The sequence below is a fragment of the Oerskovia douganii genome (assembly GCF_015142735.1).
GTDB lineage: Bacteria > Actinomycetota > Actinomycetes > Actinomycetales > Cellulomonadaceae > Oerskovia > Oerskovia douganii.
The window spans coordinates 61,916-77,453 of the sequence record NZ_JACSPN010000016.1 but is presented as its reverse complement, the minus strand read 5'-3'; the positions used below and the strand labels follow the sequence as shown (position 1 = coordinate 77,453).

Here is a 15,538-nt window from a genome sequence, read left to right as displayed (position 1 = left end):
GCATACATTCCGGGCCAGCGGCAGACGCCCCGTCCGCCGCACCGCAGCTCGGACGACCGGAGGAGGGCCCATGGACACCAGCCGTTCGCTCGCCCTCCTGGACCCGTCGTCCGGCACCGCGCGTCGAGCGTGTTGTCCGTCCGGGCGCCCCGTCGTCCCGGGCCGCGTCTGTTGCTGAGCCTGCGCTCCTCCTGACGCCTCCCGAGCCGCCCCGGCTCACTCCTGGACCGCCCCGCCCGTGACACGGCCGCCGCGGCAGACCGACACCTCGGGCTGCCCGGCCACCGGTCACCGCACGCGCCGGCCCACCCCTGCACCCCCGTGCTCCCGCGACCCGTCGCGATGCCCCCCTACCCTGCGGCGGCGCGTCCCGGCGACCCCACCCTCGACCTCCGGAGTGGAACCACCCATGCCTGACTCGAACCTGACCCCGCTGTTCGCCCCCACGTCCCCGCCCACCGCACAGCCCGACGAGCAGCCCTCGTCGCAGCCCGCCGCGGAGGGCCTCGACGCGCTCGCCGGCGGCGACGACCTGCTCGACGAGCACCCGCGCCGTTCGGTGCACCTCGGCGTCGACCTGTCCGACGCCGGAGCCCGGGCGGGCGTCTGGCGCGCGGTCGGGTCGCAGTCGCCGCGCGAGTTCGACGCGCACCGGCTCCAGGAGCTCGTCGCGACGGCGGAGCGCGGCGTGCTCGACTTCGCGCTGTTCGACGACACCTTCTCGTTGCAGCCCACGCGCAACACGACCCTGCGGGGCAGGCTCGACGCGGCCCTGGTGGCCGCGCGACTGGCCCCGCGCTCGTCGGGCATCGGTCTGGTGGCGACGGTCGACACGACGCACACCGAGCCGTTCCACGTCTCCAAGGCGATCGCGACGATCGACCACGTGAGCGCGGGGCGGGCCGCGTGGCAGGTCGGCTGGTCGACGTCCGAGGCGGCCGCCGCGCTGTTCGGGCGCAAGGAGGCGCAGGGCACCGCGGACGCGGTCGCCGAGGCCGAGGAGTCCATCGAGGTCGTGAGCCGCCTGTGGGACTCGTGGGAGGACGACGCCGAGATCCGCGACGTCGCCTCGGGGCGGTTCATCGACCGCGACAAGGTCCACCACGTCGACTACGACGGGGTCCGGTTCGCGGTCAAGGGCCCGTCGATCACCCCGCGCTCGCCCCAGGCCCAGCCCCCGGTCGTCGTGCGCGCCGGCTCCGCCGAGGCACTGGCCCTCGCGGGGCGTCGCGCCGACGTCGTGCGGGTGCGGGCCACGACCCTCGACGCCGCCCGGGTGCTGCGCGACCGGGTGCGCACCGAGGCGGCCCAGGCCGGCCGCGACCCCGACGGGCTGCGCGTCCTCGTGGACCTGTACGCCGTGATCGGGCAGGACCGGGCGAGCGCGCAGGCACGGCTCGACCTGCTCGAAGGGCTCGAGGGCATCACGTGGGACACCGAGTCCCTCACGCACGTGGGCACGGCCCGCGACCTCGCCGAGGTCGTCGAGGAGTGGTTCGACACGGGGGCCGCCGACGGGTTCACGATCCGTCCGTCCTCGCTCCGCACGGACCTCGACGCCCTCGTCGACGGCGTCGTGCCCCTGCTCCAGGAGGCGGGCGTCTTCCGGTCGACCTACCCGGGCACGACCCTGCGGGACACCCTGGGGCTCGCGCGCCCCGTCAACCGCTACGCCGCCGCGATCGCCTGAGGACCCGCCACCATGACGCACCCCGCCCCCTCGTCGTCGACCCGTCAGCGTGACGGTCGGCCGCGCAAGCAGATCCACCTGGGCGTCCACTTCCCGGGCGTCAACAACACGACCGTCTGGAGCGACCCCGCCTCGCGCAGCCAGATCGACTTCAGCTCGTTCGAGCACCTCGCCCGCCGGGCCGAGGCGGCGAAGCTCGACTTCTTCTTCCTGGCCGAGGGCCTGCGGCTGCGCGAGCACAAGGGGCAGATCCACGACCTCGACGTCGTGGGCCGTCCCGACACGCTCCCGGTGCTGGCCGCGCTCGCCGCGGTGACCGAACGGCTGGGCCTCGCGGGCACGGTCAGCACGACCTTCAACGAGCCGTACGAGCTGGCGCGCCAGTTCGCGACCCTCGACATCCTGTCGGGCGGCCGCGCGGCCTGGAACCTCGTCACGAGCCCCGACGCCTTCACGGGCGCGAACTTCCGCCGCGGCGGGTTCCTGCCCTACGAGGAGCGGTACGAGCGCGCGGGCGAGCTCGTGGCCCTGGCCCGGCAGCTCTGGGACGCGTGGGACGACGACGCGGTAGGCCCAGAGGACGGGCTCGTGCGCCCGTTCGCGCACCACGGCAAGCACTTCGACGTGTCGGGCCGCTTCGAGACCCCGCGCGGGCCCCAGGGGCACCCGGTCCTGTTCCAGGCCGGCGACTCGGCCGACGGGCGGGACTTCGCGGCCGCGACGGCCGACGTCGTCTTCTCGGCGCACTCCGCGTTCGAGGACGGCCAGGCGTTCTACGCCGACGTGAAGTCCCGCCTCGCGGCCCACGGCCGCGAGCGCGACTCGCTCAAGATCCTCCCGGCCACGGTCGTGGTCCTGGGCGACACCGCCGAGGAGGCCGCCGAGCGGGCACGCGAGATCCGCCTCCAGCAGGTGCCGGGGCGCACGGCCATCGCGTTCCTCGAGCAGGTCTGGGGCCGTGACCTCACGGCCTACGACCCCGAGGGGCCGCTGCCCGACGTCGAGCCCGACCTCGAGCACCTGAGCATCACGCGCGGCCGTGTCCGGCACGTCAAGGACCCCGCCCCGGTGGTCCGCGCCTGGCGTGAGCAGGCCGCCGCCCACGGCTGGTCGATCCGCGACCTCGTGATCGAGGTGTCGGGTCGGGGCGGGTTCGTGGGCACGGCCCAGCAGGTCGCCGACGACATCGACCGGCACGTGCAGGAGGACGCGTCGGACGGCTTCATCCTCGTGCCGCACCTGACGCCCACGGGCCTGGACGACGTGCTCGACCAGGTCGTGCCGCTCCTCCAGGAGCGCGGTGCGTTCCGCACCGAGTACACCGGCACGACGCTGCGCGACCACCTGGGGCTCGCACGCCCCGCGGCGGGGGCGGGCGCGGCCGCACCGACCTCCGCCGACGCCGCAGCGGCGCACCCCTGACGCCCACCCCGACACCGCCCGACCACCGTCCCCGAAGGAGCATCATGACGACGAGCACCACGTCCCCGGCCGGCGCCACCACGCGCGGCCGTCACGCCGCGTCGGCCCCGACGGCGGCCCCGACCGAGACGGCCGGCGCACCGGCGGGCGCCGCCGTGGCCGCGTGGTCCGCGTGGCACGCCGAGCGCGAGCGGACCCTGCGCGAGCAGCACGGGTGGCTCACGCTCACGTCGCTGCACTGGGTCCCGGGTTCCCCGACCTCGTTCCCGGGCCTGCCCGGCGAGTGGTGGTCGGACGCCGACGGGGTGCACCTGCGTGCTGCGGCGGCCGACGGGATCGTCCCGTCCGGCGGTCAGGACGCGTTGCGCGGCACGCACGTCCAGGACGTCGCGGAGGGAGCGTCGGCGTTCGTCGCGACCTTCGTGCCCGACGGCGCCGACCCGGCCTCGTCGGTCGCGGTCGAGCTCGTGCGGCGCACCGGTCGGTACGGGCTGCGCGTGCGTGACCCGCGGGCCCGCACCCGGGTCGCGTTCGAGGGGGTGCCGACGTTCGCGTACGACCCGTCGTGGGTGCTGGACGTCCCGGTCCGCTGGTACGACGAGCCGGTCGACGAGGTCGTGGGTGGGGCGCAGCCCGGTCTGGAGCATCGTGTCCAGGTCGTGGGGGAGGTCGACGTGGTCCGCGACGGGCTGACCACCACGCTGCGGCTCACGGGCACCTCCGGCGGCGCGAGCCTGCTGTTCACCGACCCGGCACCCGGGATCGCGGACTGGCGCGTCCTGTTCGTGGACCGCGCCGCGGCGGGGACCGCGGTCCCCGGCGCCGAGGCGCCCGACGACGACGTGGCCGGTCCGGACGTCGGCGGGACGCTGCGGCTCGACCTGAACCGCACCCTCAACCTGCCCTACGCCTTCACCGAGTTCGGCACGTGCCCGCGCCCGGTCGAGGGCAACGTCCTGCCGTTCTCGGTCGAGGCGGGGGAGAAGGTGCCACGATGAGCGCGCCCACGACGGCGGTCACGATCCGCTCGGTGCACCTGCACGACCCGTTGGTGCGCCCGCTCCTCGACGAGCTGGCCCACGAGTACGCCACGCGCTACCGCACCCTCCTCGACGAGGAGGACCTGCGCGCCGAGATGGAGCACTACCCGGCCACCGACTTCGCGGCCCCGCACGGCGACCTCGTCCTGCTCCTCGTGGACGGTGAGCCGGTCGCGGGCGGTGCGTTCCGTCGTCGGGCGGAACCCGAGGCCGGGGACGTCGCCCGCCGGACGCTGCCCCGCACCGGACCCCACGCCCGGGGTGCCACGCACGCGGACGACGGCACCCCCGTCGTCGCGACCGCCGAGCTCAAGCGGATCTGGACCCACTCGGCCCACCGGCGGCGCGGCCTCGCGCGGCGCGTCCTCGCCGAGCTCGAGCAGCGCGCGAGCGAGCGGGGCTACCCGCGGGTGTACCTGACGACCGGTCCCCGCCAGCCCGAGGCCGCAGGCCTGTACCTCAGCGCGGGCTACACCCCGTTGTTCGACGTGACGCGCGACCCCGAGGAGATCGGGCCCCTGGCGTTCGAGAAGTGGCTCTGTCCGGACGTGTCAGAACCAGCGTGACCTCGAGGTCACGCTCGCTCTGACACGGCACGTCGGCCCGTCCGTCCCTTCTCACCCGCCCCGAGGTTTGCCATGAGCACCCTGTCCCTGCCCCAGGACGAGTCACGCCAGCTCGCCCCGCCCCCCGGAAACCTGCCCGACCCACCCGGTGTCGCGACGCTCGCCCCGGCGAGCGCCACCGCCCCGACCGACTCCACCACGACCGCCACCGACGCCACGCGCTGGGAGGACCTCAAGGTCGTCCCCGCTCGCCTCCCGGGCCGCTGGATCGCGACCGCCGGCGTCGCCGTCCTGCTCGCGATGGTCGTGAGCTCGCTCGTGACCAACCCCAAGTGGGAGTGGACGATCGTCGCGCAGTACCTGACCTGGCCGTCCGTGCTCAACGGACTGTGGGGAACCATCCGGCTCACGGCGGTCGCCGCGATCATCGGGTTCGGGCTCGGGACGATCCTCGCGCTCATGCGCCTGTCCCGGTCGCCGCTGCTCCAGGCCGTGTCCTCGGCCTACACGTGGGTGTTCCGCTCGGTGCCCCTCATCCTCCAGCTCCTGCTCTGGTACAACCTGGCCTACCTCTACCCGACGCTCTCGCTGGGCGTCCCGTTCGGCCCCGGCTTCCTCGAGTTCGGGACGCTCGACGTGATCGACAAGTTCGGCGCCGCGATCCTGGGCCTGGGCCTGTCGCAGGCCGCGTACTCCTCGGAGATCGTGCGTGCCGGGATCCTCTCGGTCGACCAGGGCCAGCACGAGGCCGCGGCCTCCCTGGGCATCCCGCGCTCGCGCCAGACGCTGCGCATCGTCCTGCCGCAGGCCATGCGGACCATCGTGCCGACGTCCGTCAACGAGATCATCGGCCTCGTCAAGGGCACCTCGGTCGTGTACGTCCTCGCGTACGGCGAGCTGTTCTACACGATCGGCGTGATCTACGGCCGCAACCAGCGCGTCGTCCCGCTGCTCATGGTCGCGGCGATCTGGTACCTGGTCATCACGACGGTCCTGACGATCGCGCAGTACTACGTCGAACGGCACTACGCCAAGGGTGCGGTGCGCACGCTCCCGCCCACGCCCGTCCAGCGGGTCCGGTGGACGCTCCAGGTCGCGTGGTCGCGGATCACGGGACGTCCCGTGCCCGCCCACCTGCCGCCGGCCTACGCGGCGCGCGCCGCCGTCGGGCGTGGGCACCTGCTGCGCACCGGTACGAACGACCGCCACGTCGGAGGTGTCGCATGACCGCCACGACCACGCGCCCGACCCCGGGGACCGCCACCGCACCCGGGACGGCCGCCGCGCCCGGGACAGCAGCACCCGACGCCCCCGCCGCCGGCCTCGTCGAGGTCCGCGGGGTCCACAAGTCCTACGGCACGCTCGAGGTGCTCGCGGGCATCGACCTCGTGGTCCGCCCGGGCGAGGTGACCGTGATCCTCGGCCCGTCCGGCTCGGGGAAGTCGACGCTGCTGCGCGTCATCAACCACCTGGAGAAGGTGGACCGCGGGTTCGTCGCGGTCGACGGCGACCTCATCGGGTACTCCCGCTGGGGCGACACGCTGCGCGAGCTCAAGGAGAAGGACATCCTCGTCCAGCGGACCCGGATCGGGTTCGTGTTCCAGGGATTCAACCTCTTCCCGCACCTCACGGCCCTCGAGAACGTCGTCGAGGCGCCCGTCTCGGCGCAGGGGCGGCCCCGCGCCGAGGTCGAGGCCGAGGCGCGCGAGCTCCTGGCCAGGGTCGGCCTGGCCGACAAGGTCGACGCCCGTCCGCGCCAGCTCTCCGGCGGGCAGCAGCAGCGCGTGGCGATCGCCCGGGCGCTCGCGACCCGACCCCGCGTCCTGCTGTTCGACGAACCCACGTCGGCCCTGGACCCCGAGCTCGTGGGCGAGGTGCTCGACGTCATCAAGGACCTCGCGCACGGCGGCACGACCATGCTCGTCGTCACGCACGAGATCGGCTTCGCCCGCGAGGTCGCCGACACGGTCGTGTTCATGGACGCCGGGCGCGTCGTCGAGCAGGGACCGCCCACGCAGGTCCTCGACGCCCCCCGCCACGACCGGACCAAGGCGTTCCTCGACAAGGTCCTGTGACGCCCGGCACGAGTCCTGCCCGTCCCGCGTCACCCACCGCACCGCACGTCCACCCACCACGAAAGAGACCACGATGTCCCTGCACACCACCGGCGCGCCCGCACGCGTCCCCGGCGCTCCCCGCGCCCGCCGCCGCGCCGCCCGTCCGTCCCACCGCGCGGTCGCCGCCGTCGCGGCACTGCCCCTCCTCGCGCTGCTCGCGGCGTGCGCGACGAGCGCCGACGCCGAGCCCGGCACGGCCGACAACGAGAAGGCCGCCGAGGTGGCCGGGCTCGTGATCGACACCTCGCCCGACCAGGAGTTCGTCCGCACGACCGAGTCGCCCGAGGCGATCGCGCTCCTCCCCGAGGACGTCAAGGCCGCGGGCGTCCTCAAGGTCTCGACGACCGCGGGCGGGCTGCCGCCCCTGGGGTTCCTCGCGGACGACGACAAGACGCCCATCGGCAACGAGCCCAACATCGCGGTCCTCGTCGCCGACGCCCTGGGCCTCGACCTCGAGCTCGAGGTCAAGGCGTGGGCCGACTGGCCCCTCGCGCTGCAGTCCGGGGACGTCGACGCGGTGATCTCGAACGTGACCGTGACCGAGGAGCGCAAGGAGCTGTACGACTTCTCGTCCTACCGCAACGACCAGCTCGGCTGGCTCTCGGGCGCGTCGAACGACAAGGTGCCCGCGATCAAGGAGGCCAAGGACATCGCGGGCCTCACGGTGGGCGTCGGGTCGGGCACGAACCAGGAGAAGATCCTGCTCGCGTGGAACGAGGAGAACGTCGCCGCGGGGCTCGAGCCCGTCAAGGGTGGTGAGCCCGAGTACTACGAGGACTACAAGGACGCGCTGCTCGCGGTCGCGTCGGGCCGGCTCGACGTGTACGTCGGGCCGAACGCGAGCCTCGCGTACAGCGCCGCGACGGCCCCCGACCAGTACAAGGTGGTCGGCACGCTCAACGGCGGCTGGCCCGCGACGGCGCAGATCGCGGTCGCGACCCTCAAGGGCAGCGACCTCGCCCCGGCCGTGACGGCGGCGATCAACCACGCGATCGAGGACGGCAGCTACGCCGAGCTCCTCGAGCACTGGGGCCTGGAGGACGAGGCGATCCCGACCTCGGAGACCAACCCGCCCGGGCTGCCCAAGCCCTGACCGGACGGCCGCCCGGCCCGCGGGGCTCCTCCTGGGACCCGCGGGCCGGCGGCACCCGACCTACTGATCGAGAGGCAGCCAGATGACCGAGCACGTGTCGCACGTCGTCGTCGGTGGAGGCGTCATGGGCTCGGCCACGGCGTGGCAGCTCGCGCGCGCGGGGCACGACGTCGTCCTGCTCGAGCGCTTCGAGCCCGGCCACGCGCACGGCGCCTCGCACGGGGCGTCGCGCATCTACCGGACCACGTACCCCCAGCCCGCGTACCTCGATCTCGCGCAGGAGGCGTTCGGCCTGTGGCGCGAGCTCGAGCGCGACGCGGGGCTGGCCACGGGCGCCGTCCTGACCCTGACGGGCGGCGTGAGCCACGGCTTCCCGCGCCGCACCGAGATCGGTGACGCGTTCGTCGCGCGGGGCGTCCCGCACGAGTGGTTGAGCCCGCACGAGGCGGGCGAGCGCTGGCCCGGCCTGCGCTTCGAGGGCGACGTGCTCCACGAGACCGCGACGGCGGGGCGCGTCCACGCCGACCGCGCGGTCGCGGCCTTCCAGTCCGCGGCGCGCTCGCACGGCGCCGACGTCCGCCACGGCGTGCACGTCCGTCACGTCCACCCGGGTGCGGGCTCGGTCCGGGTCGTCACCGACCGGCACGACCTGGTCGCGGACACGGTCGTGGTCGCCGTGGGGGCGTGGAGCGCGGGCCTGCTGGGCGAGGCGTTCTCCGAGCCCGACGGCGCCGCGCCCCTCCCGGCCCTCGTCGTCACCCAGGAGCAGCCCGCCCACTTCGCGCTCGCACCGGGCGCACCGGCCGAGGACACGTGGCCGGCCTTCACGCACGCGCCCGCCGAGCCGCACCCGTGGCCCAGCGGGGTCTACGGGCTCGCGACCCCGGGCGAGGGGATCAAGGTCGGCTTCCACGGCGTCGGCCCCCGCACGCACCCGGACCGGCGGACGTTCCGGCCCGAGCCCGGGCAGCTCGCCCTGCTCCAGGACTACGTGCGGACCTGGGTGCCGGGCGCCGACGCCGACCGGCTCGTGCCGGTCTCCTGCACGTACACCACGACCCCGGACCACGACTTCGTGCTCGACCGCGTGGGCCGCGTCGTGGTCGCCGCCGGGTTCTCGGGGCACGGGTTCAAGTTCGCGCCGTCGATCGGGCGGGTCCTGGCGGAGCTGGCCCGCGAGGACCCGGACCGGTCGCCCCTGGCCGCGGACCGCCTGTTCTCCCTGGGCCGCTTCGCGCACGGTCCTCTCGCGCCGGTCCCCGGCTGACCCGTCCTCCCGCCACGTCACGCCGACCGGGGGCCACCCCCGGCCGGCACCGACCCGTCGAAAGGCCCTCATGTCGTCCACGTCCACGCTCCCCACCGCCTCGCCGCTCGCCGACCGCTACGGCCCCGGCGCCCTCGACGACCGACCGGTCGACCTGGCACCGCTCACCGAGGCGATCGACGGGATCCTGCGGCACCGCACGGTCCGCTCCTACCTCCCCGACCCGCTCGACGACGCGGTGCTCCCGACGCTCGTCGCGGCCGCCCAGTCCGCCCCGACGTCGTCCAACATGCAGTTCTGGAGCGTCGTCGCGGTGACCGACCCGGACCGCAAGGACCGGCTCGCGGCGCTCGCGGGCGGTCAGGACCACGTCCGGCAGGCGCCGCTCCTGCTCGTGTGGGTCGCGGACCTGGCGCGTGCCCGCGCGATCGGCGCCGCGCACGGCACCCCGTTGGCGGGCACCGACCACCTGGACTCGACCGTCGTGGCGTTCGTCGACGCGGCCCTCGCCGCACAGAACGCGGTCGTGGCCGCCGAGTCCTTGGGGCTCGGGACCGTGTACATCGGTGCGCTGCGGCACCACCCCGAGGAGGTCGCGGCCGAGCTCGGCCTGCCCCCGGGGACGGTCGCGGTCGTGGGCCTCGTCGTCGGGCACCCGGACCCGGCGGGTGGCGAACGGGTCAAGCCACGACTGCCCCAGGGTGCGGTGCTGCACCGCGAGACCTACGACCTCGACGCCCAGGCCCCGCACGTCGACGCCTACGAGGACGTCATCGCGCCGTTCTACCGCGACGAGGGACTGTCGGAGAGCTGGCGGCGCCGCGTGGTCGACCGGCTCGCGGTCCCCGGCACCCAGCGCGGCCACGCCCACCTGCACTCGGCGCTCGCGGCCCGCGGCCTGTGCCGTCCCGCTGACCGTCTGACCAGCGCCCCCACCCACCGGAGGACCGCACCATGACCACCACCGACCAGCCGACCACCCCCTCCCGTGCCCAGCCCCGGGTGCCGCTCTCGATCCTCGACCTCGCGGTCGTGAGCGAGGGCTCGACCGGCGCCCGGGCCCTGCGGGACTCCCTCGACACCGCGGTCCGCGCCGACGAGCTCGGCTACCGCCGCATCTGGTTCGCCGAGCACCACCTGTCGCCGGGCGTCGCCTCGGCGTCGCCCGCGGTCCTCGCGGCCCTCGTCGCCGAGCGGACGTCGCGCATCCGCGTGGGGTCTGGGGCCGTGCTGCTGAGCACGACGAGCCCGCTCGTCGCGGCCGAGCAGTTCGGGACCCTCGCGGCCCTGCACCCTGGGCGTGTCGACCTGGGCCTGGGCCGCGCGTTCACGCCGCCCCCCGCGAGGGCAGGTGCGACCGCACAGGGCGATCCGCCGTCGGGCACGCCGGAGCCCACGGCCGGCGAGCCCGCTCCGTCCGCGCCCGCTCGACCTGCCGGCGCCAGGGTCGTCGACGGCCTCCTGGTCCCCGCGGCCCCCGGGGTCGCGTTCACGGACTCCGCGCTGCGTGAGCGGCTCCTGGCGCAGAAGGAGGTCGTCGGAGCGCACCGGACCCCCGCCGAGTTCCGCGCCGAGCTCGAGCTGGTCCTGGGCCTGCGTGCAGGGACCTTCGCCGACGCCGCGGGCACCCCGTGGACGAGCCCGCCCGTCGAGGGAGCGGCGTTCGACCTGTTCGTGCTCGCGTCGAGCGGTGGGGTCAGCGCCCGCGTCGCGGGCGAGCTGGGACTGCCGCTCGCGGCGAACTACCACGTGGGCCCGTCCGCGACGCTCGACACGATCGCGGCCTACCGTGCGGCGTTCCGCAAGGGCGTGCTCGACCGGCCCTACGTCGTCGTCTCGGCCGACGTACTGGTCGCGGACACCGACGCCGAGGCCCGCCGGATCGGCGACCCGTTCACGGCCTGGGTCCTGTCGATCCGCCGCGGGACGGGCGGCGCGATCGCGTACCCCGCGCCCGGCACGACGCCCGCGTGGGAGGACCTGACCGACGCCGACCGTGCGGCCGTCCATGACCGCGTCGACACGCGGTTCGTCGGGTCGCCCGAGACCGTGGTCGAGCGCCTCGAGACCCTGGCGCGCGTGACCGCCGCCGACGAGATCGTCGTCACGACCGCCGCCCACGACCCCGCCGACCGGGCGCGCTCGTTCGAGCTGCTCGCGCGGCACTGGGGCCTCGCCGTGGACGCGGTGGACGCGGTCGCGCCCGGCGTCGCCCCCGCCCGCGAACCAGCCCTCGCGAGGTGAGGGCTCCGGACCTCCACCTCGGCAGCACCCTCCGCCCCACCCGACCCAGGAGCACGACATGACCCAGCACCAGCCCCTCCTCACCCCGGCGACCGACGCGGGCACCCGCGTCGCGGCCGGAGCATTCCTCGTCGACGTCCGCAGCGAGGCAGGCCGCGCGACCGCCGGCGCCATCCCCGGCGCCACGGTCACCGACCGTGAGGACCTCGACGCGATCTTCGGCGCCGCCTCCGCCCCCGCGGTCTCGCTCGACACCCCGATCGTCGTGGTCTGCGGCTCCGAGCGCGGCTCGGGCCCGGTCGCCGAGGCCCTCGCAGCGCGCGGCTACACGGACGTCTCGCACGTCGCGGGCGGCTTCCCCGCCTGGCGCGACGCGGGACTGCCGGCCGAGCCGGGAACGGGAGCGGCGTCGTCGGGCCCGCACGAGCCCGTCCGGCAGCGCGCATGAGCGCGCCCACCACGTCCCGCCGGGGCACGGGCGACCCGACCGACCCGCAGGAGGCCTCGCACCGGGCCGGGCGCGTGCGCGCGGTGGCCGACGGCGTGGCCCACCTGGTCGAGGCGGCCCGCCGAGAGGGCCGCGCAGGTGGTCCCCCGGGGGTGGGACGGGCCGCGCCCGACGCCGCCGTGACCGTGCGGCTCGTGACGCCCGCCGAGCACGAGGCCGTCGCCGACCTGCTCGAGGCGGCGTACGGGCACGAGTACTCGATCTCGGAGTCGTACCGGACGGTGCTGCGCGACGTCGCGAGCCGTGCAGCCGAGCACGACGTGTGGGTCGCGGTCGACGACGGGACCGGCGAGGTGCTCGGCACCGTCGCGACCCCGCTCCCCGGTCGGCACATCTCGCCCCTGGCGCTCGACGGGGAGCTGGACTTCCGGCTGCTCGGCGTCGCGCCCGCGGCGCGCGGTCGGGGGATCGGGACGACGCTCACCCTCCACGTCCTCGACGTGGCCCGTGCCCAGGGCGCGCAGCGGGTCGTCATGAGCTCGGGGCCCCAGATGGTCCGCGCGCACCGGCTCTACGAGGCGCTCGGGTTCCAGCGGCTGCCCGAGCGCGAGACCCGCGTGATCGAGGGCGAGGGCGGCGGGCGGCTGCACGCGTACGGCCTGGACCTCGCCGGCGCCGCCCCGCCCGGCCCGTCGTCCCCCTGACCGCTCGTCCGCCACCGTCCCGTCGTCGCCCGCCCGCGCCTACCGAAGACCCCACCTCACCCGAACCGGAGAAGACCATGCCCGTCGAGTTCCTCGGCATCGCCACCACGAGCGACGCCTCCGAGACCACCGACCGCACGACCGCGCCGTTCGACAAGAAGTACCTCGAGCGCATCGTGCGCGCCCACGAGGACAACGGCTGGACCCGCGTCCTGTTCGCCTACGGGTCGAGCGGACCCGAGCCGTCGGCGCTCGCGGCCTGGACCGCGGCCCGCCTCGACTCGGTCGAGCTGCTCCTGGCGCACCGCCCCAACGTCTCCTACCCGACGTTCGCGGCCAAGTCCTTCGCGACGCTCGACCAGCTCTCCGAGGGGCGGCTGTCCGTCCACTTCATCACGGGCGGCAACGACCACGAGCAGCGGCGCGAAGGGGACACCCTGACCAAGGACGAGCGCTACGCCCGCACCCAGGAGTACATCCAGGTCGTCAAGAAGGCCTGGTCGAGCACCGAGCCGTTCGACCACCACGGGAGCTTCTACGACCTCGACGACTTCCTGCTCGACACCAAGCCCTTCGAGGGGCGCACGCCCACCATCTCGTTCGGCGGGTCCTCGGACGCGGCGTTCAGGGTCGGCGCTGCCGAGGCCGACATCTACGCGGTGTGGGGCGAGCCGCTCGACCGGACGGCCGAGCAGATCCTGCGCGTCCGCACCGAGGCGGCCGCGGCCGGCCGCTCCACGCCGCCGCGCATCCACGCGGCGTTCCGGCCGATCATCGGGGCCACGGAGGAGCTGGCCTGGGAGAAGGCGCACCGCATCCTCGACCGGATCGAGGCCCGCAAGGCCGCGGCGGGCGGCGTGCTGAGCAGGCGCCACCCGATCGACAAGCCCGAGAACGCCGGTTCGCAGCGCCTCCTGGAGATCGCGGCCCAGGGCGACCGCTTCGACACGGCCCTGTGGACCGCGACGGCCAGGGCCACCGGGGGAGCGGGGAACTCGAACGCTCTCGTCGGGACGCCGGAGACGGTCGCGCAGGCGCTGCTCGCGTACTACGACCTGGGGGTCCGCATCATCTCGGCGCGCGGCTACGACCTGCTCGACGACGCGACCGACTTCGGCCGACACGTCATCCCGATCGTGCGCGAGGAGGTCGCCAGGCGCGACGCCGAGGACGCGTCGGCGCAGGCGGCCTGAGCCTCCCCTCCCGGTCCCCCCACCCCCACTCCCACTCCCACCAAGGAGCATCCGTGCGTTTCCAGGTCCTCGACATCGTCTTCAACCCGCCCCACCCCGTCACGGGCGAGGCCGTCCCCGCGGCCGACCGGCTCGAGCGCGTCGTCGAGACCGCGGTCCTGGCCGAGGAGCTCGGGCTCGACGCGTTCGCGGTCGGCGAGCGGCACGCGGGCGACGTGCTGTCCTCGTCGCCCACCGTGATCCTCGGTGCGGTCGCCGCGCGCACCTCGCGCATCCTGCTGAGCACGGGCGTCACGGTGCTGTCCCTGCTGGACCCCGTCCGGGTCGCCGAGGACTACGCGACGATCGACCAGCTCAGCCGGGGCCGGTTCGAGATGGTGATCGGCAAGGGCAACGAGGCGCTCCAGTACCCGCTGCTGGGCCTCGACCTCGCCAGGCAGTACGAGTACCTCGAGGAGAACTACGAGCTGCTCCGCCTGCTCCTGAGCGGTGAGGAGGTCGACTGGGAGGGCCGCCACCGCCCCGACCTGCAGGGCGCCACGACCCTGCCGCGCCCGTACGACGGCGCGTTCCGGATCTGGCACGGCTCGGCGACCTCGCACTTCGCGGTCGAGCTCGCCGCGCGGTGGGGTGACCCGATCGTGAGCGCCAACGCGTTCCAGCCGCGCGAGAGCTACCAGGTGCTGATCGACCGCTACCGCGAGCGGTACGCGGCAGCGGGGCACGACCCGGCGTACGGGTTCGTCGGGTCCGGCTCGGGCGGGCTGTTCCTCGCGGACACGACCGAGCAGGCGATCGAGGAGTTCCGGCCCATCTACGAGGGCGCGGTCGCGCGCGCGGACCTGCGGAAGCACGACCCGGCCGCGGTCGGCAAGGTCACGAGCTTCCGGACCATCGAGGAGGCCGTCGAGCGCGGCCCGGCCCTCGTGGGCTCGCCCGAGCGGGTCGCCGAGAAGATCCTCGACTACCACCAGAGCTACGGGCACGACCTGCAGTCGGTCTCGATCAACCACCTCCTGGAGCCCGCCCGGCAGGACGACGTGCTGCGCCGGTTCGCGGAGGAGGTCGTGCCGCTCGTCCGGGCCGAGGTCGAGACCGACCTCTGGGGCCCGGCGGACGCGCGCCGGGCCAAGGGGTTCACGGCGCGGTAGGGCACGCCTCGCGCCGGGCGGGCCGGGCCGGACCCTGGCGGGTCCCCCTCGCGCGACCTAGGCTGGAAGGGTATCGGCGGGCCGTCGACGGGCCCCGACAGGTACCGAGGAAGGGTCCGGCGATGTGGCTCCTCGTGGTCTCCGGCGTGGTGGGTGCGGCGGTCGTCGCCACCGTCGCGTGGTGCGCGGTGCGCCTCGACCAGGCCTCGGGCGGCCTCCGCGCGAGCGCCCCACCCCGGGCGCCGCGCAGGCCCACCCGGCATGAGCGCCGCCGTCGGGCACCCGACCCCCTCGTCACCCTCGCCGTCCAGGTCCGCCTCGGCCGCCTCGCCGACGAGCTGCGCGCGGTCGAGCGCGACCCCGACGTCTACGCCCGCGCCCACCACTACCTGGCCGCGCAGGGCGCGTACGACGCCCTGCTGCGCGAGGCCTGCCGGCTGAGCGGGCTCGACGTCGCCGCCGACCCCCTGCGTGCGGGCCTGCGCAGCGACGAGGACGAGCGGCTGCGGGAGGAGCTCGAGCTCAGCGCGCGCGGCTGGACCTGGTAGCCCGCGCACGGCGAAGGGCGAGGGGCCCGACGGCGGCGCGCACCGCCGTCGGGCC

Annotated in this window: 15 protein-coding genes; all 15 read left to right on the top strand. The window is 75.0% G+C overall.

Features of this window, described 5'->3' with window-relative positions:
- Positions 1–409 precede the first annotated feature (409 nt).
- The 15 genes from H9623_RS12855 (at position 410) to H9623_RS12785 (ending at position 15,483) form a co-directional block, all read left to right on the top strand.
- Entirely contained in the window at positions 410–1,690 is a 1,281-nt protein-coding gene (locus tag H9623_RS12855; protein ID WP_193720437.1) for an LLM class flavin-dependent oxidoreductase, read from the top strand.
- Positions 1,691–1,702: 12 nt separating this feature from the next.
- Positions 1,703–3,112, top strand: coding sequence for an NtaA/DmoA family FMN-dependent monooxygenase (locus H9623_RS12850; RefSeq protein WP_193720436.1), 1,410 nt, complete (start codon positions 1,703–1,705; stop codon positions 3,110–3,112).
- A gap of 44 nt (positions 3,113–3,156) precedes the next feature.
- Complete coding sequence (locus tag H9623_RS12845) at positions 3,157–4,110, top strand: DUF1684 domain-containing protein (protein WP_193720435.1); 954 nt, start codon at positions 3,157–3,159, stop codon at positions 4,108–4,110.
- Positions 4,107–4,718 (top strand): GNAT family N-acetyltransferase, encoded by a 612-nt coding sequence (locus tag H9623_RS12840; RefSeq protein WP_193720434.1) that lies wholly within the window; start codon positions 4,107–4,109, stop codon positions 4,716–4,718. Before H9623_RS12845 ends, H9623_RS12840 begins: the two co-directional genes overlap by 4 nt.
- 72 nt (positions 4,719–4,790) lie before the next feature.
- Positions 4,791–5,945, top strand: coding sequence for an amino acid ABC transporter permease (locus tag H9623_RS12835; protein WP_193720433.1), 1,155 nt, complete (start codon positions 4,791–4,793; stop codon positions 5,943–5,945).
- Complete coding sequence (locus tag H9623_RS12830) at positions 5,942–6,793, top strand: amino acid ABC transporter ATP-binding protein (protein WP_193720432.1); 852 nt, start codon at positions 5,942–5,944, stop codon at positions 6,791–6,793. The genes H9623_RS12835 and H9623_RS12830 overlap by 4 nt, the downstream gene beginning before the upstream one ends.
- 73 nt (positions 6,794–6,866) lie before the next feature.
- Positions 6,867–7,928: an ABC transporter substrate-binding protein gene (locus tag H9623_RS12825; RefSeq protein WP_193720431.1), complete on the top strand. Its 1,062-nt coding sequence runs from the start codon at positions 6,867–6,869 to the stop codon at positions 7,926–7,928.
- Positions 7,929–8,010: 82 nt separating this feature from the next.
- Positions 8,011–9,195 carry an FAD-dependent oxidoreductase gene (locus H9623_RS12820; protein ID WP_193720430.1) on the top strand — a complete coding sequence of 395 codons (1,185 nt, stop codon included), beginning with the start codon at positions 8,011–8,013 and terminating at the stop codon, positions 9,193–9,195.
- A 70-nt stretch (positions 9,196–9,265) separates the two neighbouring features.
- Positions 9,266–10,153, top strand: coding sequence for an NADPH-dependent oxidoreductase (locus H9623_RS12815; protein ID WP_193720429.1), 888 nt, complete (start codon positions 9,266–9,268; stop codon positions 10,151–10,153).
- Positions 10,150–11,439, top strand: a complete 1,290-nt coding sequence (locus tag H9623_RS12810; RefSeq protein ID WP_193720428.1) for an LLM class flavin-dependent oxidoreductase — start codon at positions 10,150–10,152, stop codon at positions 11,437–11,439. The genes H9623_RS12815 and H9623_RS12810 overlap by 4 nt, the downstream gene beginning before the upstream one ends.
- A gap of 58 nt (positions 11,440–11,497) precedes the next feature.
- Positions 11,498–11,887 carry a rhodanese-like domain-containing protein gene (locus H9623_RS12805; protein ID WP_193720427.1) on the top strand — a complete coding sequence of 130 codons (390 nt, stop codon included), beginning with the start codon at positions 11,498–11,500 and terminating at the stop codon, positions 11,885–11,887.
- The gene (locus tag H9623_RS12800; RefSeq protein ID WP_193720426.1) at positions 11,884–12,591 is read left to right on the top strand and encodes a GNAT family N-acetyltransferase; all 708 of its coding nucleotides are present in this window, start codon (positions 11,884–11,886) and stop codon (positions 12,589–12,591) included. The genes H9623_RS12805 and H9623_RS12800 overlap by 4 nt, the downstream gene beginning before the upstream one ends.
- A 77-nt stretch (positions 12,592–12,668) precedes the next feature.
- Positions 12,669–13,784, top strand: coding sequence for an LLM class flavin-dependent oxidoreductase (locus H9623_RS12795; protein WP_193720425.1), 1,116 nt, complete (start codon positions 12,669–12,671; stop codon positions 13,782–13,784).
- Between the two features lie 53 nt (positions 13,785–13,837).
- Entirely contained in the window at positions 13,838–14,935 is a 1,098-nt protein-coding gene (locus H9623_RS12790; protein ID WP_193720424.1) for an LLM class flavin-dependent oxidoreductase, read from the top strand.
- 122 nt (positions 14,936–15,057) lie between these two features.
- A complete protein-coding gene (locus H9623_RS12785; protein ID WP_193720423.1) occupies positions 15,058–15,483 on the top strand; it encodes a hypothetical protein in 426 nt (141 codons plus the stop codon).
- The last annotated feature ends 55 nt before the right edge of the window (positions 15,484–15,538 follow it).

Excerpts from the sequence above, each read along its gene's own strand:
- H9623_RS12810 (WP_193720428.1), top strand. The coding sequence starts at position 10,150 with ATGACCACCACCGACCAGCCGACCACCCCCTCCCGTGCCCAGCCCCGG.
- H9623_RS12835 (WP_193720433.1), top strand. The coding sequence starts at position 4,791 with ATGAGCACCCTGTCCCTGCCCCAGGACGAGTCACGCCAGCTCGCCCCG.
- H9623_RS12855 (WP_193720437.1), top strand. The coding sequence starts at position 410 with ATGCCTGACTCGAACCTGACCCCGCTGTTCGCCCCCACGTCCCCGCCC.
- H9623_RS12850 (WP_193720436.1), top strand. The coding sequence starts at position 1,703 with ATGACGCACCCCGCCCCCTCGTCGTCGACCCGTCAGCGTGACGGTCGG.
- H9623_RS12805 (WP_193720427.1), top strand. The coding sequence starts at position 11,498 with ATGACCCAGCACCAGCCCCTCCTCACCCCGGCGACCGACGCGGGCACC.
- H9623_RS12815 (WP_193720429.1), top strand. The coding sequence starts at position 9,266 with ATGTCGTCCACGTCCACGCTCCCCACCGCCTCGCCGCTCGCCGACCGC.
- H9623_RS12840 (WP_193720434.1), top strand. The coding sequence starts at position 4,107 with ATGAGCGCGCCCACGACGGCGGTCACGATCCGCTCGGTGCACCTGCAC.
- H9623_RS12825 (WP_193720431.1), top strand. The coding sequence starts at position 6,867 with ATGTCCCTGCACACCACCGGCGCGCCCGCACGCGTCCCCGGCGCTCCC.
- H9623_RS12785 (WP_193720423.1), top strand. The coding sequence starts at position 15,058 with ATGTGGCTCCTCGTGGTCTCCGGCGTGGTGGGTGCGGCGGTCGTCGCC.
- H9623_RS12800 (WP_193720426.1), top strand. The coding sequence starts at position 11,884 with ATGAGCGCGCCCACCACGTCCCGCCGGGGCACGGGCGACCCGACCGAC.
- H9623_RS12820 (WP_193720430.1), top strand. The coding sequence starts at position 8,011 with ATGACCGAGCACGTGTCGCACGTCGTCGTCGGTGGAGGCGTCATGGGC.
- H9623_RS12795 (WP_193720425.1), top strand. The coding sequence starts at position 12,669 with ATGCCCGTCGAGTTCCTCGGCATCGCCACCACGAGCGACGCCTCCGAG.
- H9623_RS12830 (WP_193720432.1), top strand. The coding sequence starts at position 5,942 with ATGACCGCCACGACCACGCGCCCGACCCCGGGGACCGCCACCGCACCC.
- H9623_RS12845 (WP_193720435.1), top strand. The coding sequence starts at position 3,157 with ATGACGACGAGCACCACGTCCCCGGCCGGCGCCACCACGCGCGGCCGT.